The 23,707-nt window shown below is 72.4% G+C and carries 25 protein-coding genes and 1 tRNA gene; 16 read left to right on the top strand and 10 right to left on the bottom strand.

Annotated elements, in window-relative coordinates; translation table 11 throughout:
• The first annotated feature begins 1 nt into the window (after nt 1).
• From E1193_RS09470 to E1193_RS09460, 3 genes are all read left to right on the top strand, one after another.
• Nucleotides 2–448: a thioesterase family protein gene (locus tag E1193_RS09470; protein WP_132182246.1), complete on the top strand. Its 447-nt coding sequence runs from the start codon at nt 2–4 to the stop codon at nt 446–448.
• A complete protein-coding gene (locus E1193_RS09465) occupies nt 445–1,122 on the top strand; it encodes a hypothetical protein (protein WP_132182244.1) in 678 nt (225 codons plus the stop codon). Before E1193_RS09470 ends, E1193_RS09465 begins: the two co-directional genes overlap by 4 nt.
• A gap of 131 nt (nt 1,123–1,253) precedes the next feature.
• On the top strand, nt 1,254–1,838 hold the full coding sequence (locus E1193_RS09460; protein ID WP_132182242.1) for a YbjN domain-containing protein: 585 nt from the start codon (nt 1,254–1,256) through the stop codon (nt 1,836–1,838).
• A 41-nt stretch (nt 1,839–1,879) separates the two neighbouring features.
• On the opposite strand, the gene E1193_RS09455 is transcribed toward E1193_RS09460, so the two are convergent.
• From E1193_RS09455 to E1193_RS09445, 3 genes are all read right to left on the bottom strand, one after another.
• Nucleotides 1,880–2,302: a globin gene (locus E1193_RS09455; RefSeq protein ID WP_132182240.1), complete on the bottom strand. Its 423-nt coding sequence runs from the start codon at nt 2,300–2,302 to the stop codon at nt 1,880–1,882.
• Nucleotides 2,303–2,369: 67 nt separating this feature from the next.
• Nucleotides 2,370–3,764 (bottom strand): MFS transporter, encoded by a 1,395-nt coding sequence (locus tag E1193_RS09450; RefSeq protein WP_132182238.1) that lies wholly within the window; start codon nt 3,762–3,764, stop codon nt 2,370–2,372.
• A gap of 295 nt (nt 3,765–4,059) precedes the next feature.
• The gene (locus E1193_RS09445; RefSeq protein ID WP_243707459.1) at nt 4,060–5,214 is read right to left on the bottom strand and encodes a mechanosensitive ion channel family protein; all 1,155 of its coding nucleotides are present in this window, start codon (nt 5,212–5,214) and stop codon (nt 4,060–4,062) included.
• Nucleotides 5,215–5,401: 187 nt separating this feature from the next.
• Here E1193_RS09445 and E1193_RS09440 point away from each other — a divergent pair, with 187 nt between their 5' ends.
• Nucleotides 5,402–5,947, top strand: a complete 546-nt coding sequence (locus tag E1193_RS09440; protein ID WP_132182236.1) for an HNH endonuclease — start codon at nt 5,402–5,404, stop codon at nt 5,945–5,947.
• 9 nt (nt 5,948–5,956) lie between these two features.
• On the opposite strand, the gene E1193_RS09435 is transcribed toward E1193_RS09440, so the two are convergent.
• The 3 genes from E1193_RS09435 to E1193_RS09425 form a co-directional block, all read right to left on the bottom strand.
• Entirely contained in the window at nt 5,957–6,769 is an 813-nt protein-coding gene (locus tag E1193_RS09435; RefSeq protein WP_132182234.1) for a class F sortase, read from the bottom strand.
• A gap of 12 nt (nt 6,770–6,781) precedes the next feature.
• Complete coding sequence (locus E1193_RS09430) at nt 6,782–7,297, bottom strand: hypothetical protein (RefSeq protein WP_132182232.1); 516 nt, start codon at nt 7,295–7,297, stop codon at nt 6,782–6,784.
• Between the two features lie 395 nt (nt 7,298–7,692).
• Complete coding sequence (locus E1193_RS09425; RefSeq protein ID WP_132182230.1) at nt 7,693–8,163, bottom strand: Lrp/AsnC family transcriptional regulator; 471 nt, start codon at nt 8,161–8,163, stop codon at nt 7,693–7,695.
• Nucleotides 8,164–8,308: 145 nt separating this feature from the next.
• On the opposite strand from E1193_RS09425, the gene E1193_RS09420 reads away from it, so the two are divergent.
• The 6 genes from E1193_RS09420 (at nt 8,309) to E1193_RS09395 (ending at nt 14,347) form a co-directional block, all read left to right on the top strand.
• Nucleotides 8,309–9,211 carry a tryptophan 2,3-dioxygenase family protein gene (locus E1193_RS09420; RefSeq protein WP_132182228.1) on the top strand — a complete coding sequence of 301 codons (903 nt, stop codon included), beginning with the start codon at nt 8,309–8,311 and terminating at the stop codon, nt 9,209–9,211.
• A 14-nt stretch (nt 9,212–9,225) separates the two neighbouring features.
• Nucleotides 9,226–10,503 carry a kynureninase gene (kynU, locus tag E1193_RS09415; protein ID WP_132182226.1) on the top strand — a complete coding sequence of 426 codons (1,278 nt, stop codon included), beginning with the start codon at nt 9,226–9,228 and terminating at the stop codon, nt 10,501–10,503.
• Entirely contained in the window at nt 10,500–11,837 is a 1,338-nt protein-coding gene (locus E1193_RS09410; protein WP_132182224.1) for an NAD(P)/FAD-dependent oxidoreductase, read from the top strand. The genes kynU and E1193_RS09410 overlap by 4 nt, the downstream gene beginning before the upstream one ends.
• A gap of 288 nt (nt 11,838–12,125) precedes the next feature.
• Nucleotides 12,126–13,589 carry an amidase gene (locus E1193_RS09405; RefSeq protein ID WP_132182222.1) on the top strand — a complete coding sequence of 488 codons (1,464 nt, stop codon included), beginning with the start codon at nt 12,126–12,128 and terminating at the stop codon, nt 13,587–13,589.
• A 106-nt stretch (nt 13,590–13,695) separates the two neighbouring features.
• The gene (locus E1193_RS09400) at nt 13,696–13,947 is read left to right on the top strand and encodes a hypothetical protein (protein ID WP_132182277.1); all 252 of its coding nucleotides are present in this window, start codon (nt 13,696–13,698) and stop codon (nt 13,945–13,947) included.
• The gene (locus E1193_RS09395; RefSeq protein ID WP_132182220.1) at nt 13,934–14,347 is read left to right on the top strand and encodes a DUF5130 family protein; all 414 of its coding nucleotides are present in this window, start codon (nt 13,934–13,936) and stop codon (nt 14,345–14,347) included. Before E1193_RS09400 ends, E1193_RS09395 begins: the two co-directional genes overlap by 14 nt.
• 205 nt (nt 14,348–14,552) lie before the next feature.
• Here the strand turns inward: E1193_RS09395 and pepN are convergent, their stop codons facing one another.
• Nucleotides 14,553–17,099, bottom strand: coding sequence for an aminopeptidase N (pepN, locus tag E1193_RS09390; RefSeq protein WP_132182275.1), 2,547 nt, complete (start codon nt 17,097–17,099; stop codon nt 14,553–14,555).
• A 214-nt stretch (nt 17,100–17,313) separates the two neighbouring features.
• Between pepN and E1193_RS09385 the strand changes: the two genes are divergently transcribed.
• The 3 genes from E1193_RS09385 to E1193_RS09375 all read left to right on the top strand — a co-directional run bounded on the left by E1193_RS09385 (nt 17,314) and on the right by E1193_RS09375 (nt 19,956).
• Complete coding sequence (locus tag E1193_RS09385) at nt 17,314–17,937, top strand: DsbA family protein (RefSeq protein WP_132182218.1); 624 nt, start codon at nt 17,314–17,316, stop codon at nt 17,935–17,937.
• 277 nt (nt 17,938–18,214) lie between these two features.
• On the top strand, nt 18,215–19,417 hold the full coding sequence (locus tag E1193_RS09380; RefSeq protein ID WP_132182216.1) for a DUF1015 family protein: 1,203 nt from the start codon (nt 18,215–18,217) through the stop codon (nt 19,415–19,417).
• A gap of 71 nt (nt 19,418–19,488) precedes the next feature.
• Nucleotides 19,489–19,956 (top strand): ribose-5-phosphate isomerase, encoded by a 468-nt coding sequence (locus E1193_RS09375; protein ID WP_132182214.1) that lies wholly within the window; start codon nt 19,489–19,491, stop codon nt 19,954–19,956.
• A 39-nt stretch (nt 19,957–19,995) separates the two neighbouring features.
• Here E1193_RS09375 and E1193_RS09370 read toward each other — a convergent pair whose 3' ends face one another.
• Nucleotides 19,996–20,328 (bottom strand): hypothetical protein, encoded by a 333-nt coding sequence (locus E1193_RS09370; RefSeq protein ID WP_132182212.1) that lies wholly within the window; start codon nt 20,326–20,328, stop codon nt 19,996–19,998.
• 120 nt (nt 20,329–20,448) lie between these two features.
• Between E1193_RS09370 and E1193_RS09365 the strand changes: the two genes are divergently transcribed.
• The gene (locus E1193_RS09365) at nt 20,449–20,988 is read left to right on the top strand and encodes a hypothetical protein (protein ID WP_132182210.1); all 540 of its coding nucleotides are present in this window, start codon (nt 20,449–20,451) and stop codon (nt 20,986–20,988) included.
• 65 nt (nt 20,989–21,053) lie between these two features.
• Here the strand turns inward: E1193_RS09365 and E1193_RS09360 are convergent, their stop codons facing one another.
• Nucleotides 21,054–21,317: a hypothetical protein gene (locus E1193_RS09360; RefSeq protein WP_132182208.1), complete on the bottom strand. Its 264-nt coding sequence runs from the start codon at nt 21,315–21,317 to the stop codon at nt 21,054–21,056.
• Between the two features lie 376 nt (nt 21,318–21,693).
• Here E1193_RS09360 and E1193_RS09355 point away from each other — a divergent pair, with 376 nt between their 5' ends.
• Both E1193_RS09355 and E1193_RS09350 read left to right on the top strand, forming a co-directional pair.
• Nucleotides 21,694–22,266: an N-acetyltransferase gene (locus E1193_RS09355; RefSeq protein ID WP_132182206.1), complete on the top strand. Its 573-nt coding sequence runs from the start codon at nt 21,694–21,696 to the stop codon at nt 22,264–22,266.
• Nucleotides 22,267–22,690: 424 nt separating this feature from the next.
• A complete protein-coding gene (locus tag E1193_RS09350; protein WP_165945691.1) occupies nt 22,691–23,185 on the top strand; it encodes a tyrosine-type recombinase/integrase in 495 nt (164 codons plus the stop codon).
• A gap of 192 nt (nt 23,186–23,377) precedes the next feature.
• Here the strand turns inward: E1193_RS09350 and E1193_RS09345 are convergent.
• Nucleotides 23,378–23,451: transfer RNA gene (locus E1193_RS09345), tRNA-Gly, on the bottom strand.
• Nucleotides 23,452–23,707: the final 256 nt, after the last annotated feature.

Genomic DNA, 23,707 nt, shown 5'->3' with positions numbered 1-23,707 from the left:
CATGGCGGACCGCTTCGTCTACCACTGTGCGCTGCGCTGGTCCGACCTGGACGCGTACGGCCACGTCAACAACGCCCGCGTCCTCACTCTCTACGAGGAGGCCCGGGTGGCGATGATGTTCGCCGGCGGCCGGGCGTGGGGCGTCGACTCGTTCGCCGACGGAGTGGTCATCCGCCGGCACGAGGTCGACTACCTGCGCCCGATCGACTACGCGCTCGGCCGGGCCACCGCGGAGGCGGCCCCGACTGTCCGCATCGAGCTGTGGGTGGAGCAGGTTCGGGCGGGCTCGTTCACCGTCGCCTACGAGTTGCACGACGGCGACGTGCTGGCCAGCACCGCCCGTTCGGTGCTGGTGCCGTTCGACCTGGTGGCGAAGCGACCCCGGCGGATCAGCGCCGACGAGCGGACCTTTCTGCTGTCGTACGCGCCGGCCGGCGGGTCGGTGTGAGCGGGGCGCCGGGGCACGGGCTGGCCGGGGTCGCCGACGCGGGCGCCTTCCTGGCCCGGCTGGTCCGCTTCGACCCGTCCACCGTGGTCCGGCTCCGGCCGGTCGACGGGGCCGGACGGACGGCGCTGTGGGCCCGGCTGCCGTGGGAGGTGCTGGTGGTCCGTACGGTCGCCGGCCACGCCCCGGGCGATGTGACCGTCACCGCCGCCGACCTGCTGGCCCGGCTGGAGTCGGCCGACGCCGCGTTACCGGCCCGGCGGGACGACCGGTGGCGCTGGCCGCTGCCGCCGGTGGCGAGCCGGCCGGTGGAGGAGGTGCCGGTCGGTGAGTTGCGCCGGATCGCCGAGGCGGCGGCGGGTGCCCTGCGCAGCGCGGCGGCGCACGGGGTCGGTGGGCGTGCGGTGGGGCAGCGGATGCTGCGCGACGCGCTGCTGGACCACGTCGCGATGGTGGTGACCCCCGACGAGGCGTCGGGTGAGCCGGTCGAGGTGAGCCAGCGGTTGGTGCAGGGGGTGGTCCGGATGGGCTTCCTCGGGCCGGCTGACGCGGCAGGGGCGGTCCAGGTCCGGGTGGCCGGCCGCTGGGTCGGACTGATCGGACCGTACGGAGCGGCATGGTCGCGGAAGGTTTCCGAACTCGCCATCCAACCCCGCAAGGATCACCCGAAAGTATGACCATTGGTCATCCTTCTGGGCTGGTGCTGTCGTTGGGGGGGTGCCTCAAGCCGGCTATCCGGGTACCGTCCATGCTCGGATCCAACGCACCGTAGGCGTCCGGATCCGCTGGGGAGTGAGGTGCGCGGGCGATGCCGTGGTGGTCATGGCGCCCTGGTTCCGCCGCAGGTGGCGACCAGGAAACTCGAAGCGGGATCACAGTGGACAGCACCGTCCGGGTCGGGCCGCCGTCCCCCCGGCAGCCGGGTGACGACTGCACGGCCGCCGACCGGCCGGGGATCGGCGACAGGCCGCCCGCGGTCGCGCCGGTCACCCTGCGTCGGGTCTGCGACGCGCTCGACCTGCTCGACGTGCGCTACCTGGCCGACGGTGACGGCAACCTGCTGGCCATGTGGGAACGGCACGCGGTGCTGGTCACTCTGGAGGGCCCGGAAGACGAGATCCTGGTGATGCGGGCCCGTCCACACGCCACCGTCCCCCCGGACTGGGCGGACCGGGCCTACCGGGTGGTCAACGAGTGGAACCACACCCGCCGGTTCTGCAAGGCATACATCGGCGACCCGACCGAGCGCGGGCAGTTGCCCATCTACGCCGAGCTCCAGGTGCCGCTCGGCGCCGGCATCCACGACGCGCTCCTGGTGGAGATGCTCGACTGTGGCGCGGCCGTCGCGACCACCTTCGTCGACTGGCTGCACGACGAGGGCGCGCTGCTGTAGACCGTCGGGCGGCGGACGCGGCGGGTGCGGAAGGGGCCGGGCTAGCCGGCCGGGTCCTCCATGACGTTCACCATGAAGTAGGCCGCCCGCTCCAGGTAGTCCCAGAGCACCCCGGCGATCTCCGGCGGTAGGTCCAGCCGGTCGACCGCGCGTCGCATGTGGCGTAGCCACGCGTCCCGCTCCGCGGCGCCGATCCGGTACGGCGCGTGCCGCATCCGCAACCGTGGGTGCCCACGCTGTGACGAGTAGGTGTTCGGGCCGCCCCAGTACTGCATGAGGAAGAGGGTCAGGCGGTCGGCGGCCGGGCCGAGGTCCTCCTCGGGGTACATCGGGCGCAGCAACGGGTCGGCGGCGACGCCGGCGTAGAACTCGTCGACCAGCTTGCGGAAGGTGGGCTCGCCGCCGACCGCTTCGAAGAGGGTCGTCGACGGCTCGGTACGCTCGGACTCACCTGCGGGGTTCACCGTTCCATCCTGCCAGGCGTCCCCGTCCGGCGGTCGCCGGCCACGGCCCGGGGCGGCGACGGTCACGTCACCGCGGGGCTGCGGCGGTCCGTTCGTCGGTCCGGCCGTCCGTGACCGGCCGATCGGCCACGGGATGGGCCCCCACGGGAGCGGGCGGCCCGTCCCGGTCGGTGACCTCGCCGGCGTTGGCCCGGTTGGCCGCCGCCACCGCCGCCTCGACGGTCGACCCGTCGGGCCAACGTAGTGCCGCGACGAGCATCAGCAGGACGCCGGCGGCGCTCCACACGCCGACCACCAGGGGGATGGAGAACCGGTCGGCGAACATACCGGTGACCAGTACGGCACCCCCCTGGATCACCTGCATGCCGGTGGCCATCACGCCGAAGGCGCGGGCCCGGAACCCGTTGGGCAGGGCGCGGACGAAGAGCCCGTTGGCGGTCGGCAGCACCCCCGCCACGGCGAATCCGCATGCGCCGGCGAGCAGGGCCACCACCAGTGGCGGCGGGTCGAGCAGCGCGGGCACCAGCACCAGTGGTGCGGCCACCGCCAGGGGGCGCATCAGGGCGATCCGACGGGCCGGCGCGACCGCCCGCCCGACCAGCAGTCCACCCAGGATGAAGCCGACCGGGCCGGCCGCCATGATCAGGGCCTGCGCCGGGCCGCTGCCCAGCCGGGCGTCGGCCCGCTCGCCGGCCCAGGCGGCGGCGAGTCCCTCGGGGACGATGGAGAAGAGCATGGCGCTGAAGACCAGCACGGCGATCGACCGCAGGACGGGGTTGCCGAAGACGATGCGGAATCCCTCGCCGGTCTCCCGGAGCAGATGACTGCGGTGCGCGGCGCTCATCGCCGGGGCCCGGTCACGGACGCCCCACCGGACCAGCACGGCCGAGACGGCGAAGGTCGCCGCGTTGACCAGCAGCGCGACGGTCGGGTTCACCGCGGCCACGGCGGCCCCGAGCAGGTAACCGACGACCTGCGCGGCCTGGCCGGTGCTGGCGTTCAGTGACAGCGCGACGACCAGCCGGTCGCCGTTGAGGATGGTCGGCAGCAGAGCCGACCTGGCGGCCTGGCTGGGTGGATTGGCGAGGGTGGTGGCGAAGAGCAGGGCGAGGATCACCCAGACCGGTGTGTGCGGCACCGCGATCAGCGCCATCAGCGTCATCCGGACCAGGTCGCAGACCACCATCACCCGGCGGTACGGGTACCGCTCGGCCAGCGCCGCGAGCAGCGGCCCGCCGGCGAGCCAGGGGAGATAGCTGACGGCGAACGCGGCGGCGGAGAGGGCGATCGACTTGCTCTCCTGATAGACCAGGACGGTGACCGCGGCCTTCGCGAGGTAGTCGCCGATCCAGGACAGCAGGCTGGCGGCGAAGATCGCTCGGTACTCGGGCTGGCCGAACACTTCACGGAATGTTGCCGGGCGGTCCGGAGAGGCTCGCTCGTCGGACACCGTCGCCTCCATCGGGCCCGCCGACGGCCACTCGTGACGGCCTGGCGGGACCTCGTCGTCAGATCTACGGATCAGCGAGGAAATGGGTACGCTCCGGCGGGAGCGCGTGCTCCGGATTCTGCCCGATCGTCTGAGCCCTGGCTAGGGTGAACGGATTGATCGTCGCATCTCCGACTGAACGAACGGACGATACCCGAAGGGTCTTGTGGTCGGGAACCCCCGGAATTCGGATCAACGGCTCCAGCGGCGTGCGGCAGCGGCCGCGTGGTAGTCGCCACCGCCGCCTCATTGCCGGGTTCTTCCCAGGTCAGGTGGCACCACCCTGGCCGGTGTGCGGGGCGGCCCCGCCCCCCGGCGCGGGCATCGGCAGGCCCGGGTAGAGCCGGGCGGCGGCGATCTTCGCGGTGATGCCCGAGTTCTCCAGCGCCTCGGCGAGCCGGCGGCGCAGCTCCCGGCCGACGGCGAACTGGCCGTCGGCCGTCGTCTTGACCACCGTCCGGATCACCGCGCCGTCGACCGTCATCTGTTCCACGCCCAGCACCTCCGGCGCTTCGACGATCTCCGGCGCCAGCTCCGGGTCCATGGCCACCGAAGCCGCGGCGGTCCGCAGCACGGCGCTGGCCTCCTCGGTGCCGGCGAACCCGATCGGCAGGTCCACCACCACCAGCGCCCAGCCCTGGCTCTTGTTCCCGACCCGGACGATCTCGCCGTTGCGGATGTACCAGAGCACCCCGCGCCCGTCACGGACCGTGGTCACGCGCAGCCCCACCGCCTCGACCACGCCGGTGGCCTCACCCAGGTCGACCGTGTCGCCCACGCCGTACTGGTCCTCGATGAGCATGAACAGGCCGGCGATCAAATCCTTCACCAGGCTCTGTGCGCCGAAGCCCAGCGCCACCCCGGCGATTCCGGCGCTGGCCAGTAGCGGGGCGAGGTCGAAGCTGAACTCCTTGAGCACCATCAGCAGCGCGATGCCGAAGACGAAGGCGGTGACCATGCTGCGCAGCACCGAGCCGATCGCCTCGGCCCGTTGCCGGCGTCGCTCCGGGACGAACTGCTCCGGGTCCACCGCCGCCGACGGGATCCGCTCCCGCAACGGCCGCAGCAGGGTGGGCATGGTGCTCTCACTGGTGGAGCGGACCAGCCGGTTGATGGTCCGGTGCAGCGCCCACCGGGCGGCCAGCGCCAGCAGCAGGATCAGGACGATCCGCAGCGGCTTGAGCACGATCCAGTAGCTGCCCTCGGCGAACCAGGTCGACCCGCTCGTCTTCAGCACAAACTCGCACAGGGGGTCGTCGAGGCAGGTCCGTGACGGGGAAGGGTCGATGATCGGCTCGGCGAGGATCGTCAGATCGGCGGTGTGCACCCTGCTTTCGTACCCCACGGCGGAGCAGGGCCCGCCGGCGACCCGCCGGCCGCCCGGGTCGCCGCAGTTGATGATCATCGGTGTCGAACCGGCCATCCTCGCACGACCGGGAGAAAGCCTACGGGGGACCCCGGATTAGTGCGTGCAATCCGGGGTCTTATCAGGGACGATTGGCGCAACGGACGTCGGTGATCCCGCCGGCGTCGGTCGTGGTCACCCCTGTGCCCGGGCCACGGCCGGCGTGGCCAGCGGTGGGAGCGGCTGGACCGGGAGGGTGAGCACGATGCCTGACATACGACCCATGGTGGGCTCCGGCGCGTTGGTACTCAACGCCACCTACGAGCCGCTGTGTGTCGTGTCGGTGCGTCGCGCCGCGATCCTCGTGCTCACCGCCAAGGCGGTCTGCGTCGCCGACGGCGAGGGCATCCTGCACAGCGCCCGAAGTGCCCTGCCGGTCCCCTCGGTGGTCCGGCTCACCCGCTTCGTCCGGGTGCCGTACCGTACCCACGTCGGGCTCTCCCGGCGGGCCATATTCGCCCGCGACGGCGGGCGGTGCGCGTACTGCCGGGGCCCGGCGGAAACCATCGACCACGTCTTCCCGCGCAGCCGGGGCGGCCGGCACGCGTGGGAGAACGTGGTCGCCGCCTGTGCCCGGTGCAACCACACGAAGGGCGACAAGACCCCCGCCGAACTGGGCTGGCGGTTGCACAGTTTGCCCGCCGCGCCCAAGGGGACGGCCTGGCGAGTGCTCGGCCACCGCGCCCCCGACCCCCGCTGGGCCGACTGGCTCGACCTGCGGGAGTCGCTGCGCGAGACCGAGGCCGCCTGAGCCGGTCGCTCATCCGTCGTGGGCGCGGACCAGGGAGGCGTACACCACCACGTTGTCGGCGTACCCGGTGTCACCGCCCACCCAACGTCCGCCACAGGTGATCAACCGGAGGTTGGGGCGGCTGAAGTCGCCGTAGACCTCGTCCACCGGCAGATTCTCCTTGCCGTGCCGCTGCACCTGGTCGACCTCGAAGACGGCCACCTTCCCGTCCTCGCGGGTCACCTCGACCTCGTCGCCGTCGCGCAGGTTCCGCAGCCCGTGGAAGACGGCCGGCCCGCTACTGGTGTCGACGTGCCCGACGATCACCGCCGGGCCGTACTGGCCGGGCGCCGGGCCCTGGTCGTACCAGCCCGCCTCCTGGGCGCGGGCGGCATCCGGCACCCCGATGCTGCCGTCCGGGGCGATGCCGACATGGTGAACCGGAGCCCGTACGTCGATCCGGTCGATCGCGATGCTCGTCGGTGGGCTCGCCGGCAGCACCGGGAACCCCCTCGGCGGAGGGCGCAGCCCGGCGATGAACCGGTCCGGCAGCAGGCTGAGGCCGGTCACCCGTTCGGCGCCGAGCAACGCGACGATCAGCACCATCAGTCCAGCGACCACCATGACCGGCAGCCCCGGCCCCGGGGCGGTGCCCCGGGGCCGGGCCGGGCGGCGGGTCGCCGGCCGTACCGCAGCCGCGTTGGCGACCGAATCAGTGGTGGTCACGCTGGCGGTGACGGCGTGGCCGGCCACCCGGCGCAGGCGGCCGGCGGCGCGCGCCACCAGCCGGGCGGCGGCCCGGACCCGGTGCGGCCGTGGCGGACGCGAACGTGGACGAGCCATGGCGGCGTGGTGTCAGGAGCCGTTCCCGGCCCGACGACGGCCCCCGCCGAACATCCCGAGTCCGGCCACCACGGCGACCGCGACCAGGCCGCCGACCAGCAGCAGTGAGCCGGCCCCGCGGTCGTCCGCGGTGCCGCCGCCCCCGGTCGCCGGACCCTTGGTCGGCTGGGTCATGTTCAGCACGGTGAGCACGGTCGACGCGGTGTTGCCGTTGGCGCAGCGCAGATCGACCGGATATTCGCCCGCCTCCTTGCCGTTCGGGATGGTGACCGCCCCGGCCAGGAAGCCGTTCTCCGGCCGCAGCACCACCCGGCCGAACGCGTCGGACTGCACGGTGGCCTGCTGGTTGTTGGTCTTGTCGCAGCTGGCCCGGATGTTCACCCGGGTGCCGGCCTGCGCGGTGTTCGGCGTGACCTCGACGAACGTGTTCTCGCCCGCGCGGGCAGGTGTCGCCCCGATCAGCACGAACGCCACGACCATCGCCAGTACGGCGGAAAAGGCACGATGGTGCCCGATGAGCCCCCGCATGATTCTCCCCTCCCGGCACGCGCGCCGGAATCCTGCGACGGGTGTCCGGGGCTGCATTCCCGTTGCCGGGGTGGCAAACCGCGATCACCCGTCACGCCGCGCGGCGGATTCGCCGCCCGTAGGTGCGGGCGCGAGGGTGACCGTGAGTTGGGGAGCGGTCTGGGGTCCAGCGCTGCCCTTCGCGCCCTTTGCTCTGCTGCCTTATCCGCACCAGCGGGCTGAGCAGGCATGTCGCGCGTGGATCGGCTCGTCGGGTCAGACATCACGAGTAGTGGTGGGTGACCGACGCGTCCATGGCAGCAGAGCAAAGGGCCGTGGTGGGGATGCCGGACTTCGCGGAGCCGTTCACTGAGGGTGATACCAGCCGGCCCGAGGGCGAAGCCCACCCGGGGTGCTCAGCGACGTCGCGGCGCGGCCGTGGCGGTGCTGGACGGCAGCGGGGCGACCGGGTGCCAGTCCAGCGGGGTGGACAGCACCATGGTGCTGGACGGTTGCCCGTACGGGGCGAGCCGGTCGATGACGGCCTCGAAGTTCTCCATCGAGCCGGCGGCGACCTTCAGCACGCTGCACGCGTCGCCGGTGATCCGATGGATCTCGCGGATCTCCGGCCAGCCGACCACCTCCGGGTCGTGCAGGATGCAGCGCGGCCCATAGCAGGACATCCGGATCAGGGCGAGCACGCTGCGGCCGGCCCGGGTCAGGTCGACGTGGGCGTGATACCCGAGGATCACCCCGGTCTCCTCCAACCGGCGCACCCGCTCGGCGACCGCCGGCGGGGACAGGTGCACCCGCCGGGACAGTTCGCTGTACGACAGCCGCGCGTCGGCCTGCAACTCCCGGAGCAGCGCCCAGTCCATATCGTCCACGCTCGGACTTTACCTTCCGTAGGCAAGAAGGCAGCAACGCCTTCGGAGCTGAAGGCGATCTGCCCGGAGCGCCGTCGAATTGGCATTCCGTGCACCGTCCGTGCCGCGGGAACATGTTCTAACCGACCACGGAGGTGACGAGACGGTGAAGCAGACGGATCGGCGGGCGACCACTCTCACCGCGGCGGTGCGCCCGGCCACCCCACAGCAGCGGACCGCACGCGCAACCCGCAACGGCGGCGAGCCGACCCTGGAGTTCACCGACCGGGTGCCGTACGACGCGTACGTGCACGCCAGCACGCTGCACCGGTTGCAGCAGCCGCTCAGTGACGACCCGGGCGAGATGTCCTTCCTGATGGTCAGCCAGATCATGGAACTCTACTTCGGACTGACCTGTCACGAGCTGCGCCAGGCCCAGCGGGACCTGCGCGCCGACCGGGTCTGGGACGCCCTGGCCCCGCTGCGCCGGGCCGCGCTGCACCTGGAGGGGCTCAACGCCGCCTGGCGTGGGCTGCGCTGGATGACCCCGGCCGACTTCAACCGGTTCCGCAACCTCCTCGGCGAGGGCTCCGGCTTCCAGTCGGCGATGTACCGGCGCCTGGAGTTCCTGCTCGGTCTGCGCGACCCGGCCCTGATCCGCCCGTTCCGCCGCCAGCAGCAGGTGTACGACGAACTGCGCGCCACCCTCGCCGCGCCGAGCATCTGGGACGACGTGGTCGCCCTGCTCGCCCGGCACGGCCACCATCTCCCGGCCGACCTGCTCGACCGGGACGTCTCCGTCGAGCACCGCCCACACCCCACGGTGGAGGCGGCCTGGCTCGCGGTCTACGACGACGGTGGCCCCGACAACCACCTCCGCCTGCTCGGGGAGGCGCTGACCGAGGTGGCCGAGCAGTTCGGCGACTGGCGATGGAACCACGTCAAGGCCGTCCAGCGCACCATGGGCGCCAAGGTCGGCAGCGGCGGTTCCGCCGGCCTGGCCTGGCTGCAGCGCAGCATGGCCCGGGTGGTCTTCCCGGAGCTCTGGTCGGCCCGGACGGCGATGTGAGCGGGAGCGAGGACATGCGCGGCGACGAGCAGGAGGCCCACCGCCTCGACAAGGCCGACCCCGGCCACCGCCACCTCTTCCACGTGCCGCCGGCCGACGGTGGCCGCTACCCAAAGGCCGCCTACCTGGCCGGCAACTCGCTCGGCCTGCAACCCCGGGCCACTCGCCGCGAACTCCTCGCCGACCTCGACGCGTGGCGCCGGCTGGGCGTCGAGGGGCACCTGGAGGCCGAGCGGCCGTGGCTGCAGTACCACGAGGTGTTGACCGCACCGGCCGCGCGACTGGTCGGCGCGTCGCCCGCGGAGACCGTGGTGATGAACTCCCTCACGGTGAACCTGCACCTGCTGATGGTCAGCTTCTACCGCCCGGCCGGGCAGCGGACCCGGATCGTGGTCGAGGACGCCGCGTTCCCCTCCGACAGCTACGCGGTGCGCAGCCAGGCCCGCTTCCACGGCCTCGACCCGGACACCGCCGTGGTCCGGCTGACGCCCCGCCCGGGTGAGGAGACCCTGCGGACGCGGGACGTCACCGACTTCCTCGCCGCCGAGGGCGACACGGTCGCGCTGGTGCTGCTCGGCGGCGTCAACTACCTCACCGGCGAGCTCATGGACATTCCGGCGGTCACCGCCGCCGGCCGGGCCGCCGGCGCGGTCGTCGGCTGGGACCTGGCACACGCCGTCGGCAACGTGCCGCTGGCGTTGCACGACTGGGAGGTCGACTTCGCCGCCTGGTGCTCCTACAAGTACCTCAACTCGGGGCCGGGAGCCCTCGCCGGCGTCTTCGTCCACCAACGCCACCTCGGCGACCCCAACCTGCCCCGGTTCGAGGGCTGGTGGAGTACCGAGGCGGCCACCCGGTTCGAGATGACCCCGGTGTCCCGGCCGCCGGCGACTGCGGAGGCGTGGCAGATCTCCAACCCGCCCATCTTCGCGATGGGCCCGGTGCGCACCTCGCTGGAGCTGTTCGACTCCGTCGGCATGCCCGCGCTACGGGCGCGCAGCGTCCGGCTCACCGGCTATCTGCAGCGGCTGCTCGACGAGGTGACCGCCGGCCGGCCGCTGAGCGTCATCACCCCGCGCGACCCCGACCGGCGTGGCTGCCAACTCTCGGTGCGCGCCGGCGCGGGCAGCGTCGCCGAGCTGACCAAGCGGCTGCGCCACGAGCACGGCGTGGTCGCCGACGCCCGGGAACCGGACATCGTCCGGCTCGCCCCGGTGCCGCTCTACTCGACCTACCACGACTGCTGGCGGGCCGCCGAGGCGCTGGCCGCGACCGTGGAGGCACTTTCATGACCACCGGACGCGAAGAGATCGCCGTCGTCGGGGCCGGGCTGGCTGGCTGCCTGCTGGCCTGCTTCCTGGCCCGGCGCGGGTACCCGGTCGCGCTTTACGAGCGGCGACCCGACCCGCGTACCGCGACGGTGGAGCGGGGCCGCTCGATCAACCTGGCGCTCTCCGCGCGCGGCCTCGACGCGCTGCGCCGCATCGGCCTGGCCGAGCAGGTGATGGCGGACGCGCTGCCGATGCGCGGCCGGATGATCCACCCGGTGGCCGGCGCTCCGCGGTTCCAGCCGTACAGCGTCAACGGCGACCGGGCGATCAACTCGATCAGCCGGGGCGCGCTTAACAACGCCCTGCTCACCGCCGCCGCCGCGTGGCCCGGGGTGCGGATCGCCTTCGACCACCGGTTGGTCGGGCTCGACCCGGCCACCGGCGCGATGACCTTCGAGACCCCGCGTGGCAAGGTCACGGCCACCGCGTCGGTCGTGCTCGGCGCCGACGGCGCCGGCTCTGCCGTGCGCGGGCAACTGCTCGGGTACGGCGTGCTGAACGAGAGCCTCGACTTCCTCGACTACGGCTACAAGGAGCTGTCCATCCCGCCGGTCGGCGGCGAGTTCGCCCTCGACCCGGCGGCTCTGCACATCTGGCCGCGCGGCACCTCGATGATGATCGCTCTACCGAACCCGGACCGCTCCTTCACCTGCACGCTGTTCTGGCCCACCCACGGCACCGCCGCCTTCGCCTCGTTGGGCAGCCCGGCGGCCATCGAACGGCACTTCGCCACCCACTACCCAGACCTGCTGCCGCTCGCCCCGAACCTGGTGGAGGACTACCGGCACAACCCGGTCGGGGTGCTCGGTACGGTTCGTTGCCACCCGTGGCAGGTGGGCGGCCGGGTGGCCCTGCTCGGCGACGCCGCGCACGCCATCGTCCCGTTCTACGGCCAGGGCGCGAACTGCGCCTTCGAGGACGTGGTGGAACTGGACCGTTTCCTGGACGCCACGGGCGACGAGTGGACCGCCGCGCTGCCGCGCTACCAGCGGCGGCGGCAGGAGAACGCCGAGGCGATCGCGCGGATGGCGCTGGCCAACTTCGTGGAGATGCGCGACCGGGTCGCTTCCCCGGTGTTTCGGGCCCGCAGGCGGATCGAACACGCTCTCGAACGGGCCCTGCCCGCCCGGTACGTCTCCCAGTACGAACTGGTGTCCTTCTCCACCACCCCGTACGCGGAGGTGCGCCGCCGGGTCCGCCGCCAGTACGCCGCGGTCGGTGCGGCGGCGGCCGGTGCGGCGGCGCTGCTGGCCGGCGGGGTCGGCGCACTGCTCGCCCGGGGAGGGCGCGACTGACGGGGTGGAGCGAGAACGGCCCGCAACCGGGGGCGGTCCGGTCGGGAGCGGATCTCGTGGGGGTGCGGAGCGGGCACGGGTTGCACGGCGTTGCTCCCTACGGGGCGGGCGGCGGGTGGTCCGCGATCGACATCGATCGCCATTGATCGATCACCATCGTCCGCGCCGGCGCCCGGCCGCCGGCAATCCCGGCCGGGTCATGTCAGTGCGATATGAGGTGCCGCCGGGGGGTGAGCCCGCCGGCCGTGTCGCCCCGCCGATCCGGCCTCGAACCGGCAGGATGGCGGCATGGCCGAGCCGCACGACCTGACCGCGCTGCAACAGGCCGCCGCTGTCGCCCGTGGCGAACTCTCCAGCGTCGAGCTGGTCACCCACCACCTGACCCGGGTCGCCGCGCTCGGTGACGCCGTCGGCGCGTTCGTCACCGTCACCCCCGAGCGGGCGTTCGCCGCCGCCCGGGCCGCCGACGCCGTGCCGGCCGGCCGGCGGGGGCCGCTCCACGGCGTGCCCACCGCGATCAAGGACCTCACCCTCACCGCCGGGGTGCGGACCACCTTCGGCTCGGCTGCCTTCGTCGACTTCGTCCCGCCGCTGGACGCCGACGTGGTCCGGCTGATGGCCGCCGCCGGGATGGTCAGCCTCGGCAAGACCACCACCTCGGAGTTGGGCTGCTCGCTCTACTCCGAAGGGCTGGTCGCGCCGCCTGCCCGCAACCCGTGGGACCTCGCCTGCACGGCCGGCGGTTCCAGCGGCGGCGCGGCGGCGGCCGTCGCCGCCGGGCTGGTCCCCGTTGCGCAGGGCTCCGACGGCGGCGGGTCGCTGCGCATCCCCGCCGCACTCTGTGGGCTGGTCGGCTACAAGCCCAGCCGGGGCCTGGTCTCCGGCGGCCCGGTCGGCTTCGGCGCGTTCGGCCTGCCCACCAACGGCCCGATCGGGCGTAGCGTCGCCGATGTCGCCGCACTGCTCGACGTGATGGCCGAGCCGGTGTCCGGCGAGCCGTACCTGCCGCCGCCCCGCCCCGACGGCGGCTACCTCGCCGTCGCCCGCCGGGCCGACCCCGGGCGGCTTCGGATCGGCCGGTTCACCGCGCCGATGCTCGCCGAGGAGCCGGTCCACCCGGACTGCCTGGCCGCCGTGGACCGGGCCGCCGGGCTGCTCACCGCCGCCGGCCACCAGGTGGTCGCGGTGGACCCGCCGTTCGGCCCGGCGGTGTGGCCGCTGTTCGAGACCCTCTGGTATGTGCTGGCGCTGGCCCCGGTGCCCGCCGAGCGGGAGGCCCAGCTGCTGCCGCTGACCCGGCTGCTCCGGTCCCGGGGCGCGGCCGTCGGCGCGGGCGTGCTGATTGCCACCCTCGGCGAGCTCCAGGCCCGGGTGCGTCTCGCCGCCCGACGCACCGCCGGCTACGACCTCCTGCTGTGCCCGACCCTCGCCGCGCCGCAGGCCCCCGTCGGCTGGTTCACCGCCGACGGCGACCCGGTCGCCGACTTCGACCGGCAGCGCCGGTTCTCTCCGTTCTGCGCCGTCTTCAACGTCACGGGCGAGCCGTCCGTCTCGCTGCCGATCGGGCGGACCGCGACGGACCTGCCCGTCGGGGTGCTGCTGACCGGTCGGTACGGCGACGACGCCCGACTGATCGCCACGGCCGCGCAACTGGAACACTCGAGTGACGAGTGGGATCGGCACCCCGCAGTCTGGCGGGGCGTGACCTCCGCTAACGTGAATGGCAGCGGAGTCGGGGGGTCGACGCCATGATCGTCTTTCCGAACCGGATGCTCTGGTCTCTCTTTTCCGCCTGGGGGCGTTGGGATTGTCTGTCACTGAGACTGCGCTGATCTTCGTCGGCATCCCCGCGGCGGTGATGCTGGTGATCGTCGGGCTGGTGTTCGCCGGCAACCGTGACAGCGGCGGCGGCGCCAAGCGTTACCGGCCGGGCCGCCGCTTCGACTTCACTCCGGTCTGGTTCCTGAGCCGGCCGGAGCAGCTGGCCGACTCCGCCGGCCTCGCCCTGGCCGCCGGGGCGCAGGCGCCGGCGCTGACCAGCCGCAAGCAGGAGCAGGCCGGCGTCGAGGCGCCGGCCGGTGGAACCGGAGGCGCAAGTGACCGTTGGTGAGAAGCGGGCCGAGGCCGGCGCGGCCGCCCCGCCCGACGTGCTCGACGGGCCGTTCTCGACCCGCCAGCTGCTGCGCATCGACGAGGCCCTGCGCCTGGCCGACCAGGGCACCGGCCTGGTCTTCTCGGTCTACGTGGGCGGCCTCGACGAGCCGGTCCGGGAACACGCCGAGCGGCTGCACCACCAGCTCGCCGATCCCGACCGGTCCGTGCTGATCGCCGTGTCGCCCAACCAGCGCCAGCTGGAGATCGTCACCGGGCGGCACGCCCGTAAGCGCATCCCCGACACGTACGCCAAGCTGGCCGCCCTGTCCATGGCGGCGGCGTTCGGCGGCGGCGACCTGGCCGGCGGCATCATCCAGGGCCTCGACCAGCTCGCCAGCCACGCCGGCCGGGGCTGAGCCCGCCCCCGACACGGCAAAGCCCGGCCCGCGAGACGCGGGCCGGGCTTTCGCGTGCGTCAGGGTCAGCGGGGCCAGACGCTCGGGTCGATCCGCACCGACCACGGCTCCTCGATCCGCACCGACCACGGCTCCTCGATCCGCACCGTCCACGGCTCCTCGATCCGCACGCACCCACGCCGGCTCGGGCCGCGTACTCCATCGATCAGGCGGTCCGGGCGTCCCGCTCGCGGGCCTTCAGGGCGCGCAGCACACCGTCGCGCCCCTCGGCGACCAGTCGGCGTAGCGGTGCCGGGTGGCCCTCCTGCGCCAACCAGGCGTCGGTGGCTGCCACCGTCTCCTCCTCAACGAGGTACGCCGGGTACGCGAGTTGCGCGAACTCCTGCGCCGGCTCGCTGTCCCGCTGCGCCCAGACCTGCGCCACGGCCGAGAAGAACCTCTCGCGGTACGGCGCGGTCAGCTCCACCTGAGCCGGGTGGGTGAAGCCCTGCAACAGCGCCCGGTTGCGCCAGTTCGGCAACGGCTGCGCGCCGGTGAGCTGCGCCCACACCGCCGCCTTGTTCTCGGCGGTGGGCACCAGCGCGTGCGCGTACGCGGCCTCCCGTTCACCGCTGGCGGTCCGGTCGCCGGCGAGTTCCGCCTCGATCTCGACGGTGCCCGCCGCCCCGTTGGCCACCAGCGACTGCAGCACCGTCCAGCGCAGCTCGGTGTCGACGGTCAGGCCGGTCGGCACGTCGACGTCGGCCAGCCAGCCGCGCAGCGTCGCCAGGTCTTCGCCGGAGCGGGCCGCCGAGGCGTACGCGCGGGCCCAGGCGAGTTGGAACCCGCTGCCCGGTTCGGCGGCGGTCAGCGCCGCCCTGGCGGTGCGGGCCAGCTCCGCCCAGCCCGTCGGCGCCCAAGCCGGGTCGGCGTAGAAGGTGAGCGTGCTGCTCGCCTGCCGAAGGGTGGCGGTGACCAGGTTGATGTCGGTCTCGGCGGGCAACCCCGCCAGCACCAGCGCCACGTAGTCGCGGGCCGACAGCTCCGCGTCGCGGACCATGTCCCAGGCGGCCGTCCAGCACAGCGCCCGGGCCAGCGACGACTCGAAACCGGCGATGTGCTGCACCACCGTGGCCATCGAACGCTCGTCCAGCCGCAGCTTCGCGTACGTCAGGTCGTCGTCGTTGAGCAGCAGCACGTCGGCGGCGGGCCGGCCGGTCAGCACGTCCAGTTCGGTCAGTTCGCCGGTGACGTCGACCTCGACCCGCTCCCGGCGGATCAGCCGCCCGTCGGCGAGGTCGTAGAGGCCCACGCCGATGCGGTGGGTCCGCAGCGTCGGGTGCCCGGCCGGCGCCTCCTGACGTACCAGCACCTGCTCGTACGTCCCGTCGGCGCCGATCGTCACCTCCGGACGCAGCGTGTTGACCTGCGCGGTCTCCAGCCACTGCGTGGCGAACTTGCGCAACTCCCGGCCGGAGGCCGCCTCCAGCTCGCCGAGCAGGTCGTCGAAGGTGGCGTTGCCCCAGGCGTGCTTGCCGAAGTACGCCCGCAGCCCGGCGAGGAACGGCTCCTCGCCCACGTACGCGACGAGTTGCTTGAGCACGCTGGCGCCCTTGGCGTACGTGATGCCGTCGAAGTTGACCTCGACCGCCTCCAGGTCCGGCATCTCGCAGTACACCGGGTGGGTGGAGGAGAGCTGGTCCTGCCGGTAGCCCCAGTTCTTCCGGATGGACAGGAATGTCGTCCAGGCCTCGGCGAAGCGGGTGGCGTGGGTGTTGCACCAGTGGCTCGCCCACTCGGCGAACGACTCGTTCAGCCACAGATCGTTCCACCAGCGCATGGTGACCAGGTCACCGAACCACATGTGGGCCAGCTCGTGCAGGATCGTGTTGGCCCGCTGCTCGTACTCGAAGTCGGTGACCTGCGAGCGGAAGATGTAGTGCGACTCGGCGTGGGTGACGCACCCGAAGTTCTCCATCGCGCCGGCGTTGAAGTCCGGCACCCAGAGCTGGTCGTACTTGGGCAGCGGGTAGCGCACCCCGAACTGCTGGTGGAAGAAGTCGAAGCCCTGCTTGGTGACGAGGAACAGGTCGCCGGCGTCCAGGTACCGAGCCATCGAGGCCCGGCAGAAGACCCCCAGGTCGATGCCGTCGTGGCTGTCGCGCACCTCGTGGTACGGCCCGGCGCAGAGCGCGGTGATGTAGGTGCTCATCCGCGCGGACTCGGTGAAGTGGACGGTCTTGAGCGCCTCCCCGGCGGGCTCCTCGCGCGCCACCGGCATGTTGGACACCACCCGCCAGTGCTCCGGGACGGTGGCGCGCCAGGTGTAGACGCTCTTCAGGTCGGGCTGGTCGAAGCAGGCGAAGACGCGCTGCGCGTCCGCGGTCTCGAACTGGCTGTAGAGGTAGGTCTCCCCGTCGACCGGGTCCACCGTGCGGTGCAGGCCCTGCCCGCTGTTCGAGAACGCGAACTCGGCGTCCACGACAAGGGTGTTCTCGGCGGCCAGCCCGGTCAGGGTCAACCCCTTCTCGGCGGACCAGTCGGATAGGTCCACCGGCGTGCCGTTCAGCGTGGCCGAGCGTACCGAGTCGGCAGCGACCTCGACGAAGGTGCCGGCGCCGGGTTCGGCGCAGCGGAACCGCACCTCCGTCACGGACCGGAAGGTGCGGCCCTCGGCCTGTACCGCGGTCGACAGGTCCAGGCTGATGTCGTACCCGGTCACATCGAGCAGGCGGGCCCGCTCGGTGGCCTCCACCTGGGTCAGGTTGCGCACTCCCGGCACTTTCGTCTCCATCCCACTCTCGCCGCCTGGCGGCTGCGCCAGCCCGCCGGCCGCTCGTGGCGGTCGGCCCGAGCCGAGTCTTCCATGCACCACACCCTTCGGTGGCAGAGGTCACGCTCTCATTTCCTGAGCGGTCGACGCCGTTCGGGGTGAGGATCGGGTGTGCCGGCACGGGCCGGCGTACCCGTCGCGAAAGGACCTCACCGTGAGTGAACGTGTCGCCGTAGACATGTGGTTCGACCCCATGTGTCCGTGGGCGTGGATCACCTCTCGCTGGCTGCTGGAGGTGGAGAAGGTGCGCGACGTGGAGATCCGCTTCCACGTGATGAGCCTGTCGGTGCTCAACGAGGGACGCGAGTTGCCCGAGGAGTACCAGGACCTGATGCGGCGGGGCTGGGGGCCGGTACGGGTCTGCGTCGCCGTCGAGCAGCAGCACGGCCAGGAGGCGGTGGCCCGGCTGTACAACGCCATGGGCGCCCGTATCCACCTGGGCAAGGAGGAGTTCGGTCCGGAGCTGTACCGAGCCGCGCTCGCCGACGCCGGCCTCGACCCGGCGCTGGCCGAGGTCGCCGACAGCACCGCCAACGACGAGGCGCTGCGGGCCAGTCACGAGGCCGGGATGCGGCCGGTGGGCACCGACGTCGGTACGCCGGTGATCCACGCCCCGGGCCCGGACGGCGGCACCGTCGCCTTCTTCGGCCCGGTGGTCACGCCGGCCCCGAAGGGCGAGGCCGCCGGCCGGCTGTGGGACGGCACGCTGCTGGTCGCCGGCACGCCCGGCTTCTACGAGCTGAAGCGCTCCCGCGACCTGGGCCCGATCTTCGACTGATCCGGGCGGCCTGGGTCCGCCCGGATCCGCCACGGACCCGGGGTGGGCGGTCGGAGCCTGCAGCACTTGAGTACAGAAGCGAGTCGCCGGCGTGCCGGCTCGCGGCGACTCTGCCGGCTACGGCCTCCCACGCCGGCCGGGAAGGCCAACCACATCCGTACTCAAGTGCTGTAGCGCCCCGCAGACCTCATGGTGCGGGCGGTACCGCCGTTCATCTGGTGGACCCGCCGCGGGGTCCGCGTCGCGCGGGCGGCTGACGCCGGTAGCGTCAGGTGCCATGACGGTCGTGCATCCGATCGCCCGGGCCTGGATCACCACTGGCGGCACCGGCGCGCAGAACTACGACGAGTTCGCCGACGACGCGGAGATCACCGCGATCATCGGGACGAACCCGCACAGTGCCCTCGGCATCGAGATGCCCCACCGGGCGCCGGAGAGCCTCGGGAAGTCCTTCCTCGACGCGCTCCCCGACGCGGTGGCCCGCCTCACCGAGGCCAAGGCCGACGGCAGCTACACCCCGGCCGAGCAGGTCGTCGTCCTCTACCGAATCAGCGCGCCGGGGGACGAACCCGCGTACGGGCTGTTCGCAATGGTCGACACCGACCAGATTTCCACCAGCGCCGACGAGCCCGGTCTGGTCATCCGCAACGAGGACGTCTTCATCGCCAAGGTCCGGGAGCGGGTGGCGCTCGCCGAGGCGCTCGGGCACCTGCTCTCGCCCGTACTCCTGCTCCAGACCGGGCGGGGCGACGAGCTGCACGCCGCCCTCGCCGCCGCGACCGAGGCCGCCGGCGCGCCCGCCGCGACCGACACCGACCAGGCCGGGCGCACCCACGCCATCTGGCTGCTCGGCCCCGGCCCGGAGCAGGGCGAGCTGACCGCGTTGGCCGGCGGCGGGGAGCTGGTGGTCGCCGACGGCAACCACCGCAGCCTGGCCGCCCAGACCGGTGGCCTGCCCCGCTTCCTCGCCGTGGTGACCACGCCGGCCTCGGTCGCCATCCAGCCCTACAACCGGCTGGTCAGCGAGCTGACCGCCACGCCCGACGAGCTGCTCGACCGGCTCCGCGCCGCCGGCGCGGAGATCACCCCGATCGACAATCCGGTCGAGGTCCCGGCCACCGGCGGCACCGTCCACCTCCGGCTCCCCGGCCGGGGGTACGCGGTCCGGTTCCCCCACGAGCAGGACGCCGGCCGGCTGGAGAACCTCGACCACGCCCTGGTCGAGCGGCTGCTGCTACGGCAGGCGCTCGGCCTCGACCCGGGCGACAAACGGATCACCTACGTCGGCGGCGACTACCCGGCGAGCTGGCTAACCGGTGAGGTCGACGCCGGCCGCGCCGAGCTGGCCATCCTCATCGCCCCGGTCACCGTGGACGATTTCGTCGCGGTCAACCTGGCCCGGGAGAAGATGCCCCGCAAGAGCACCTGGTTCACCCCCAAGGCCCGCGGCGGCCTGGTCGTCGCCGAGCTGCCCCGCTGATCGTGTGACGTGTCCGCCCCGGCACGCCGCCCCCGCGGCGCGCCGGGGGACGGCCCTGACAGACTGCGCGTATGCGCGTCTACCTGGGATCCGACCACGCCGGTTTCGAGTTGAAGGTGCACCTGGCCAACCATCTGGCCAAGCAGGGCTACGAGGTGGTCGACGTCGGCCCGCACGTCTTCGACCCGGACGACGACTACCCGGCCTTCTGTCTACACACCGGCCAGCGGGTGGTCGACGACCCAGGCAGCCTCGGGGTGGTCATCGGAGGCTCCGGCAACGGCGAGCAGATCGCCGCGAACAAGGTCGCCGGTGTCCGCGCGGCGCTGGCCTGGAACATCGAGACCGCCCAGCTCGGCCGGGAGCACAACGACGCCAACGTGGTGGCCGTCGGCGCCCGCCAGCACACCCTGGACGAGGCCACCGCGCTCGTCGAGGCGTTTCTCACCACGGCGTTCTCCGGCAACGAGCGGCACGCCCGCCGGATCGTCCAGGTGGCCGAGTACGAGCGCTCCCGCAAGCTTCCCGACCTGCCCTGACTCCCCGATCCCGACCGGCCCCGGACGGGGCCGGTCGGGTCACCGACCGGAGCGGGGCAGCTCCTCGCGGGGCATCCAGTTGCGCCGGACGACGACCAGCCCTGCATCGGCGGCGGCCAGGTCCTCCTCGGTGGGCCGGGCGGCGTCCCGGGCCCGCATCGCCGCGAGGATCCCCACCTGCGACGAGCCGGAGCCGACCAGGCCCCGCAGCCCGCGTTCGCCCTCGTCCCCGCCCGTCCCGCCGCGTCGCGTCCGTGGTGGTGGCGGGCCGTCGTGGACCTCGTCCGTGGCCGCCGTCGTGGTGCCGGACTCCCCGGCCTGACCGTCGGGCTGGTGCCGCCGCCGGCGCCGCCGCCGTTCCACTTCCGCCATCAGTCGACCGTACCGCCGCGCGGGGGCGGGCGGCACCGGCACGGGGACGGCGACTGCTTTGTCCGCTGGCTACCCTCGTAGGTGGGAGGCCGGCAACCGGTCAGGGGGAGGACGACGAAGATGGCAGACCAGACACGGCCGTGGGCCGAGCGGACCGTCGAGGTGCCGCCGCAGCCCGGTGTCGGGGTGCCGCCGCAGCGGGACGCGTTCCGCCGGGGCGTCGCCTCGGTCGGGCAGCCGCGTACGCCCCGCACAGAGCAGTTCCCGACGGTGGGCTCCGAGGAGCAGGGCTGGGCCGGGCCCGACACCCCCCGCCGACCGATGAGCTGGCACCTGGCGCAGTGGCGGCTGGGCCGGGAGTGGAGTGCCGCCGGCGCACTCTTCGCGTTCGTCTGCTGGGGGATCTGGGCCATCTCCAGCCACGGCGACCTGGGCGCCCCGCTGCTCACCTTCGTGCTGAGCCTGCTGGTCGCGGTCGGCCTCTTCCTGCTCGCCCGGCTGCTCGGTCACCTGATCTGGGAGCGGCAGTTGGGCCGCATCCGGCGCAGCGCGCGGGGGGCACATCTGGTGACGGCGGTCTACCTGGTCGGCGTCGGGGTCGCCTATCTCCAGCAGACCAGCTGGGTCGTCTCCGCCTGGAACTTCCTCACCGGCAGCTGACCGGAGCGGCGGTCGGCCCGTCGGCACCGGCATCCGCACCGTCGCCGCTGGACGCGGCCCTCCGGTCAGGCCCGGCCGCTCTGCCCCTCCGCGTCGGCCTTCGGCGACGCCACCCGGGCCGCCGGATTCTCGACGCCGGGCTCACCGCCGCCCGGGGCGACCATGCCGTCGTAGTTGTAGACCGTGCCGTCGTCACCGTGCTGCTTCGTGGTGCGCACGTAACGGTGGATCATGCCGTTCAGTTCGACCTCGAGGAGGGCGTGGTCTGCCTCCCGGCTGCTGCCGTCGCAGGGGCCACCGACCAGGTACGCCATCGTGTTCGTCTCCATGCCGACAGCCCTACCCCTGCCGGAACGGCCGGAAACGCTGCCCGGATACCGGCCGCTGAACACCACTGGCCGGCAGGCAGGGGAGCGGGCGACGGGAATCGAACCCGCATCAGTTTGGAAGAGCGCGCTCAACGGGCCGTGATGCCCGAAACGCCTGCCGCCAGCGGTGGAGCTGGTTGCCCCTCGTGCCCGCTCGTGACCGCTGCGCACCACCGTTACTGGCCCAAGGATGGCCCATGACGGCCTTGCGATTGAAAGAAGATCGCGGATGGCGGGCCGGGTGGGCTGAGCATTTGTCAACCTGTGCGGTGTTGTCGGGCAGCGGCGGCACTGCGGGTGGTCTTGGCTGTATGACGGCCTGAGATAGGTTCACGCTGTGACAGCACCTGAGATCACCGTCGCCACGCCGAAAGACCGTGAGCACGTCATCACCTCGCTGGTCGCCGCATTCACCAAGGACCCCGTCCTGCGGTACTTGTTCCCGGAGGAGGCAACCTATCCGCAGTACTCAGCCGCCTTCTTCGGGCACCTCTTTGACAAGCGGGTGCATAAAGGAACGATCTGGACGATCGAGCACGGCGCGTCGGTCGCAATCTGGGAACCGCCCGCAGCCGAGGACGAGTGGCCAGACGACAATCTCGCCGCCCAACTTCCCGCCGATGCATTGGCCCGCGTCCGCGCCTACGACGAGGCGGTGCACGCCGCACTGCCGGCTGCCCCCTTCTGGTACCTCGGGGTATTGGGTACGCACCCTGACAACGCCGGCCGTCGGTGGGGCCACGCTGTCATGAAGGTGGGACTGGACCGCGCCGCCGCAGACGGCCTGCCGGCGATCCTGGAGACCAGCAACCCCGACAACGTCGAGGTGTATCGTCGCGCTGGCTGGGAGATGGTGCACGCCTTTACGGAGCCCCTGCCTACCTGGGTCATGCGGCAGTCGATTCGCTGACTTCGGCGAATCTTTTCGGTGGCGGTGTCTGTTACCACCCTTGCCGTTGGCCTGTTCCCTGGTAACGGGCTGGCGGATCTCCTCGTCGGGCAGTCGTCGACCGTCGGGGGAGGCTGCTAGCCCTTGTAGTGCCCGGCGAGGTGATCCGCTCCCGGCTGATCTCTGAGGAGAGCCGGGGTTCGGGGCGGAGCCCCGAGGTCTTCAAACGGTCTTGTCGTCCGTCAGCCTGGCCGGCCGGAGGTCGCCAGCAGGCCGGGGCCGGGCCGGCGCGGCCCGCTTTGCGGGCCGCCTTGCGTACGCGCTGCTGCGGGCCATCCTCAACACGGCGGTTCGTGAGGACGAGATCATTCGGCAGAACCCGTGTCGGATCAAGGGCAACGACCAATACCACACGCCGGAGCGGCCTACCCCGACCGTCGCCCAGGTGTACGCCCTGGCCGCCGCAGTGCCGGCTCGGTACTCGGCGCTGATCCTGCTGGCGGCGTTCTCTGGCCTGCGATGGGGCGAGCTGGCCGCGCTGCGCCGTCAGGACATCGACCTCGACGCCGCCACCGTCCGTGTTGCCCGCAAGCTTGCTGCCCTGCGCAGTCACTTGGAGTTTGGTCCTTCCAAGTCGGCTGCCGGAGTGCGGGTCGCGGCCTTGCCGGCCGCCGCCGTGGATGTCCTCCGGGTGCACCTGGACGAATTCACCGCCGCCGACGCTGACGCCCTGGTCTTCACCGGGGACAAGGGCGCGCTGTTGCGTTCCGGCAACTTTGGGCGGGCGGTTAAGTGGACGCAGACGGTTGCAGCGCTTGGCCTATCGGGCTTCCACTTCCATGACCTGCGCCACACGGGCAACACCCTCGCCGCCGCTTCCGGTGCCAGCACTCGGGAGCTGATGCACCGGATGGGCACGCGAGCATGCGCCCCGCATTGATCTACCAGCACGCGACCAACGAACGGGACCGCGAGATTGCCTCGGCAATGGACCAGCGAATCGCCCGGAAGTCCGGACGCAAGGGCGGCCAGAGCAGCTAGTGGCCCACGGATGGCCCGCAAGATCAAAGCGGGGGAGTGGCCGGCTGGCCCAGGATCGGGGGATATAGCCTCTGACCTGGGCCGGAAGGTGTGGAGCGGGCGACGGGAATCGAACCCGCACCGTCAGTTTGGAAGACTGAAGCTCTGCCATTGAGCTACGCCCGCGTGCGTCCTTCGGGGGACGCGCCGACAGCCTACCCGGTCCGGACGCCCGCTGTGCAGAGGCATGTCCGGCCGTGTCCCCCATGGTCCGACCGCGAGGCTCGGCATGTTGCGGTGTCCCTTACGTCGGACACCGCAACATGCCGCAAACCGTGCCCGCCATCCGGGCGTGCCCGTCGGTCGCCTTCGCCTCCTCCTGGGCGCGGAACGCGGCCTCCGGAGGGCCCGGCGGGCTCGTTGGGGGCCGGTTGGTGGGGGT

Origin of the sequence: Micromonospora sp. KC606, from assembly GCF_004348675.1 — a bacterium.
Lineage (GTDB): Bacteria > Actinomycetota > Actinomycetes > Mycobacteriales > Micromonosporaceae > Micromonospora.
This window is presented reverse-complemented; position numbering and strand designations above follow the sequence as displayed.

What these genes read in the sequence shown, in the direction of transcription:
- E1193_RS09365 (WP_132182210.1), top strand. Translation starts at nt 20,449, where the DNA reads ATGGCAGACCAGACACGGCCGTGGGCCGAGCGGACCGTCGAGGTGCCG.
- E1193_RS09460 (WP_132182242.1), top strand. Translation starts at nt 1,254, where the DNA reads ATGCCGTGGTGGTCATGGCGCCCTGGTTCCGCCGCAGGTGGCGACCAG.
- E1193_RS09450 (WP_132182238.1), bottom strand. Translation starts at nt 3,764, where the DNA reads ATGGAGGCGACGGTGTCCGACGAGCGAGCCTCTCCGGACCGCCCGGCA.
- E1193_RS09440 (WP_132182236.1), top strand. Translation starts at nt 5,402, where the DNA reads ATGCCTGACATACGACCCATGGTGGGCTCCGGCGCGTTGGTACTCAAC.
- kynU (WP_132182226.1), top strand. Translation starts at nt 9,226, where the DNA reads ATGCGCGGCGACGAGCAGGAGGCCCACCGCCTCGACAAGGCCGACCCC.
- E1193_RS09410 (WP_132182224.1), top strand. Translation starts at nt 10,500, where the DNA reads ATGACCACCGGACGCGAAGAGATCGCCGTCGTCGGGGCCGGGCTGGCT.
- E1193_RS09435 (WP_132182234.1), bottom strand. Translation starts at nt 6,769, where the DNA reads ATGGCTCGTCCACGTTCGCGTCCGCCACGGCCGCACCGGGTCCGGGCC.
- E1193_RS09430 (WP_132182232.1), bottom strand. Translation starts at nt 7,297, where the DNA reads ATGCGGGGGCTCATCGGGCACCATCGTGCCTTTTCCGCCGTACTGGCG.
- E1193_RS09370 (WP_132182212.1), bottom strand. Translation starts at nt 20,328, where the DNA reads ATGGCGGAAGTGGAACGGCGGCGGCGCCGGCGGCGGCACCAGCCCGAC.
- E1193_RS09445 (WP_243707459.1), bottom strand. Translation starts at nt 5,214, where the DNA reads ATGGCCGGTTCGACACCGATGATCATCAACTGCGGCGACCCGGGCGGC.
- E1193_RS09400 (WP_132182277.1), top strand. Translation starts at nt 13,696, where the DNA reads ATGCTGGTGATCGTCGGGCTGGTGTTCGCCGGCAACCGTGACAGCGGC.
- E1193_RS09360 (WP_132182208.1), bottom strand. Translation starts at nt 21,317, where the DNA reads ATGGAGACGAACACGATGGCGTACCTGGTCGGTGGCCCCTGCGACGGC.
- E1193_RS09375 (WP_132182214.1), top strand. Translation starts at nt 19,489, where the DNA reads ATGCGCGTCTACCTGGGATCCGACCACGCCGGTTTCGAGTTGAAGGTG.
- E1193_RS09470 (WP_132182246.1), top strand. Translation starts at nt 2, where the DNA reads ATGGCGGACCGCTTCGTCTACCACTGTGCGCTGCGCTGGTCCGACCTG.
- E1193_RS09380 (WP_132182216.1), top strand. Translation starts at nt 18,215, where the DNA reads ATGACGGTCGTGCATCCGATCGCCCGGGCCTGGATCACCACTGGCGGC.
- E1193_RS09405 (WP_132182222.1), top strand. Translation starts at nt 12,126, where the DNA reads ATGGCCGAGCCGCACGACCTGACCGCGCTGCAACAGGCCGCCGCTGTC.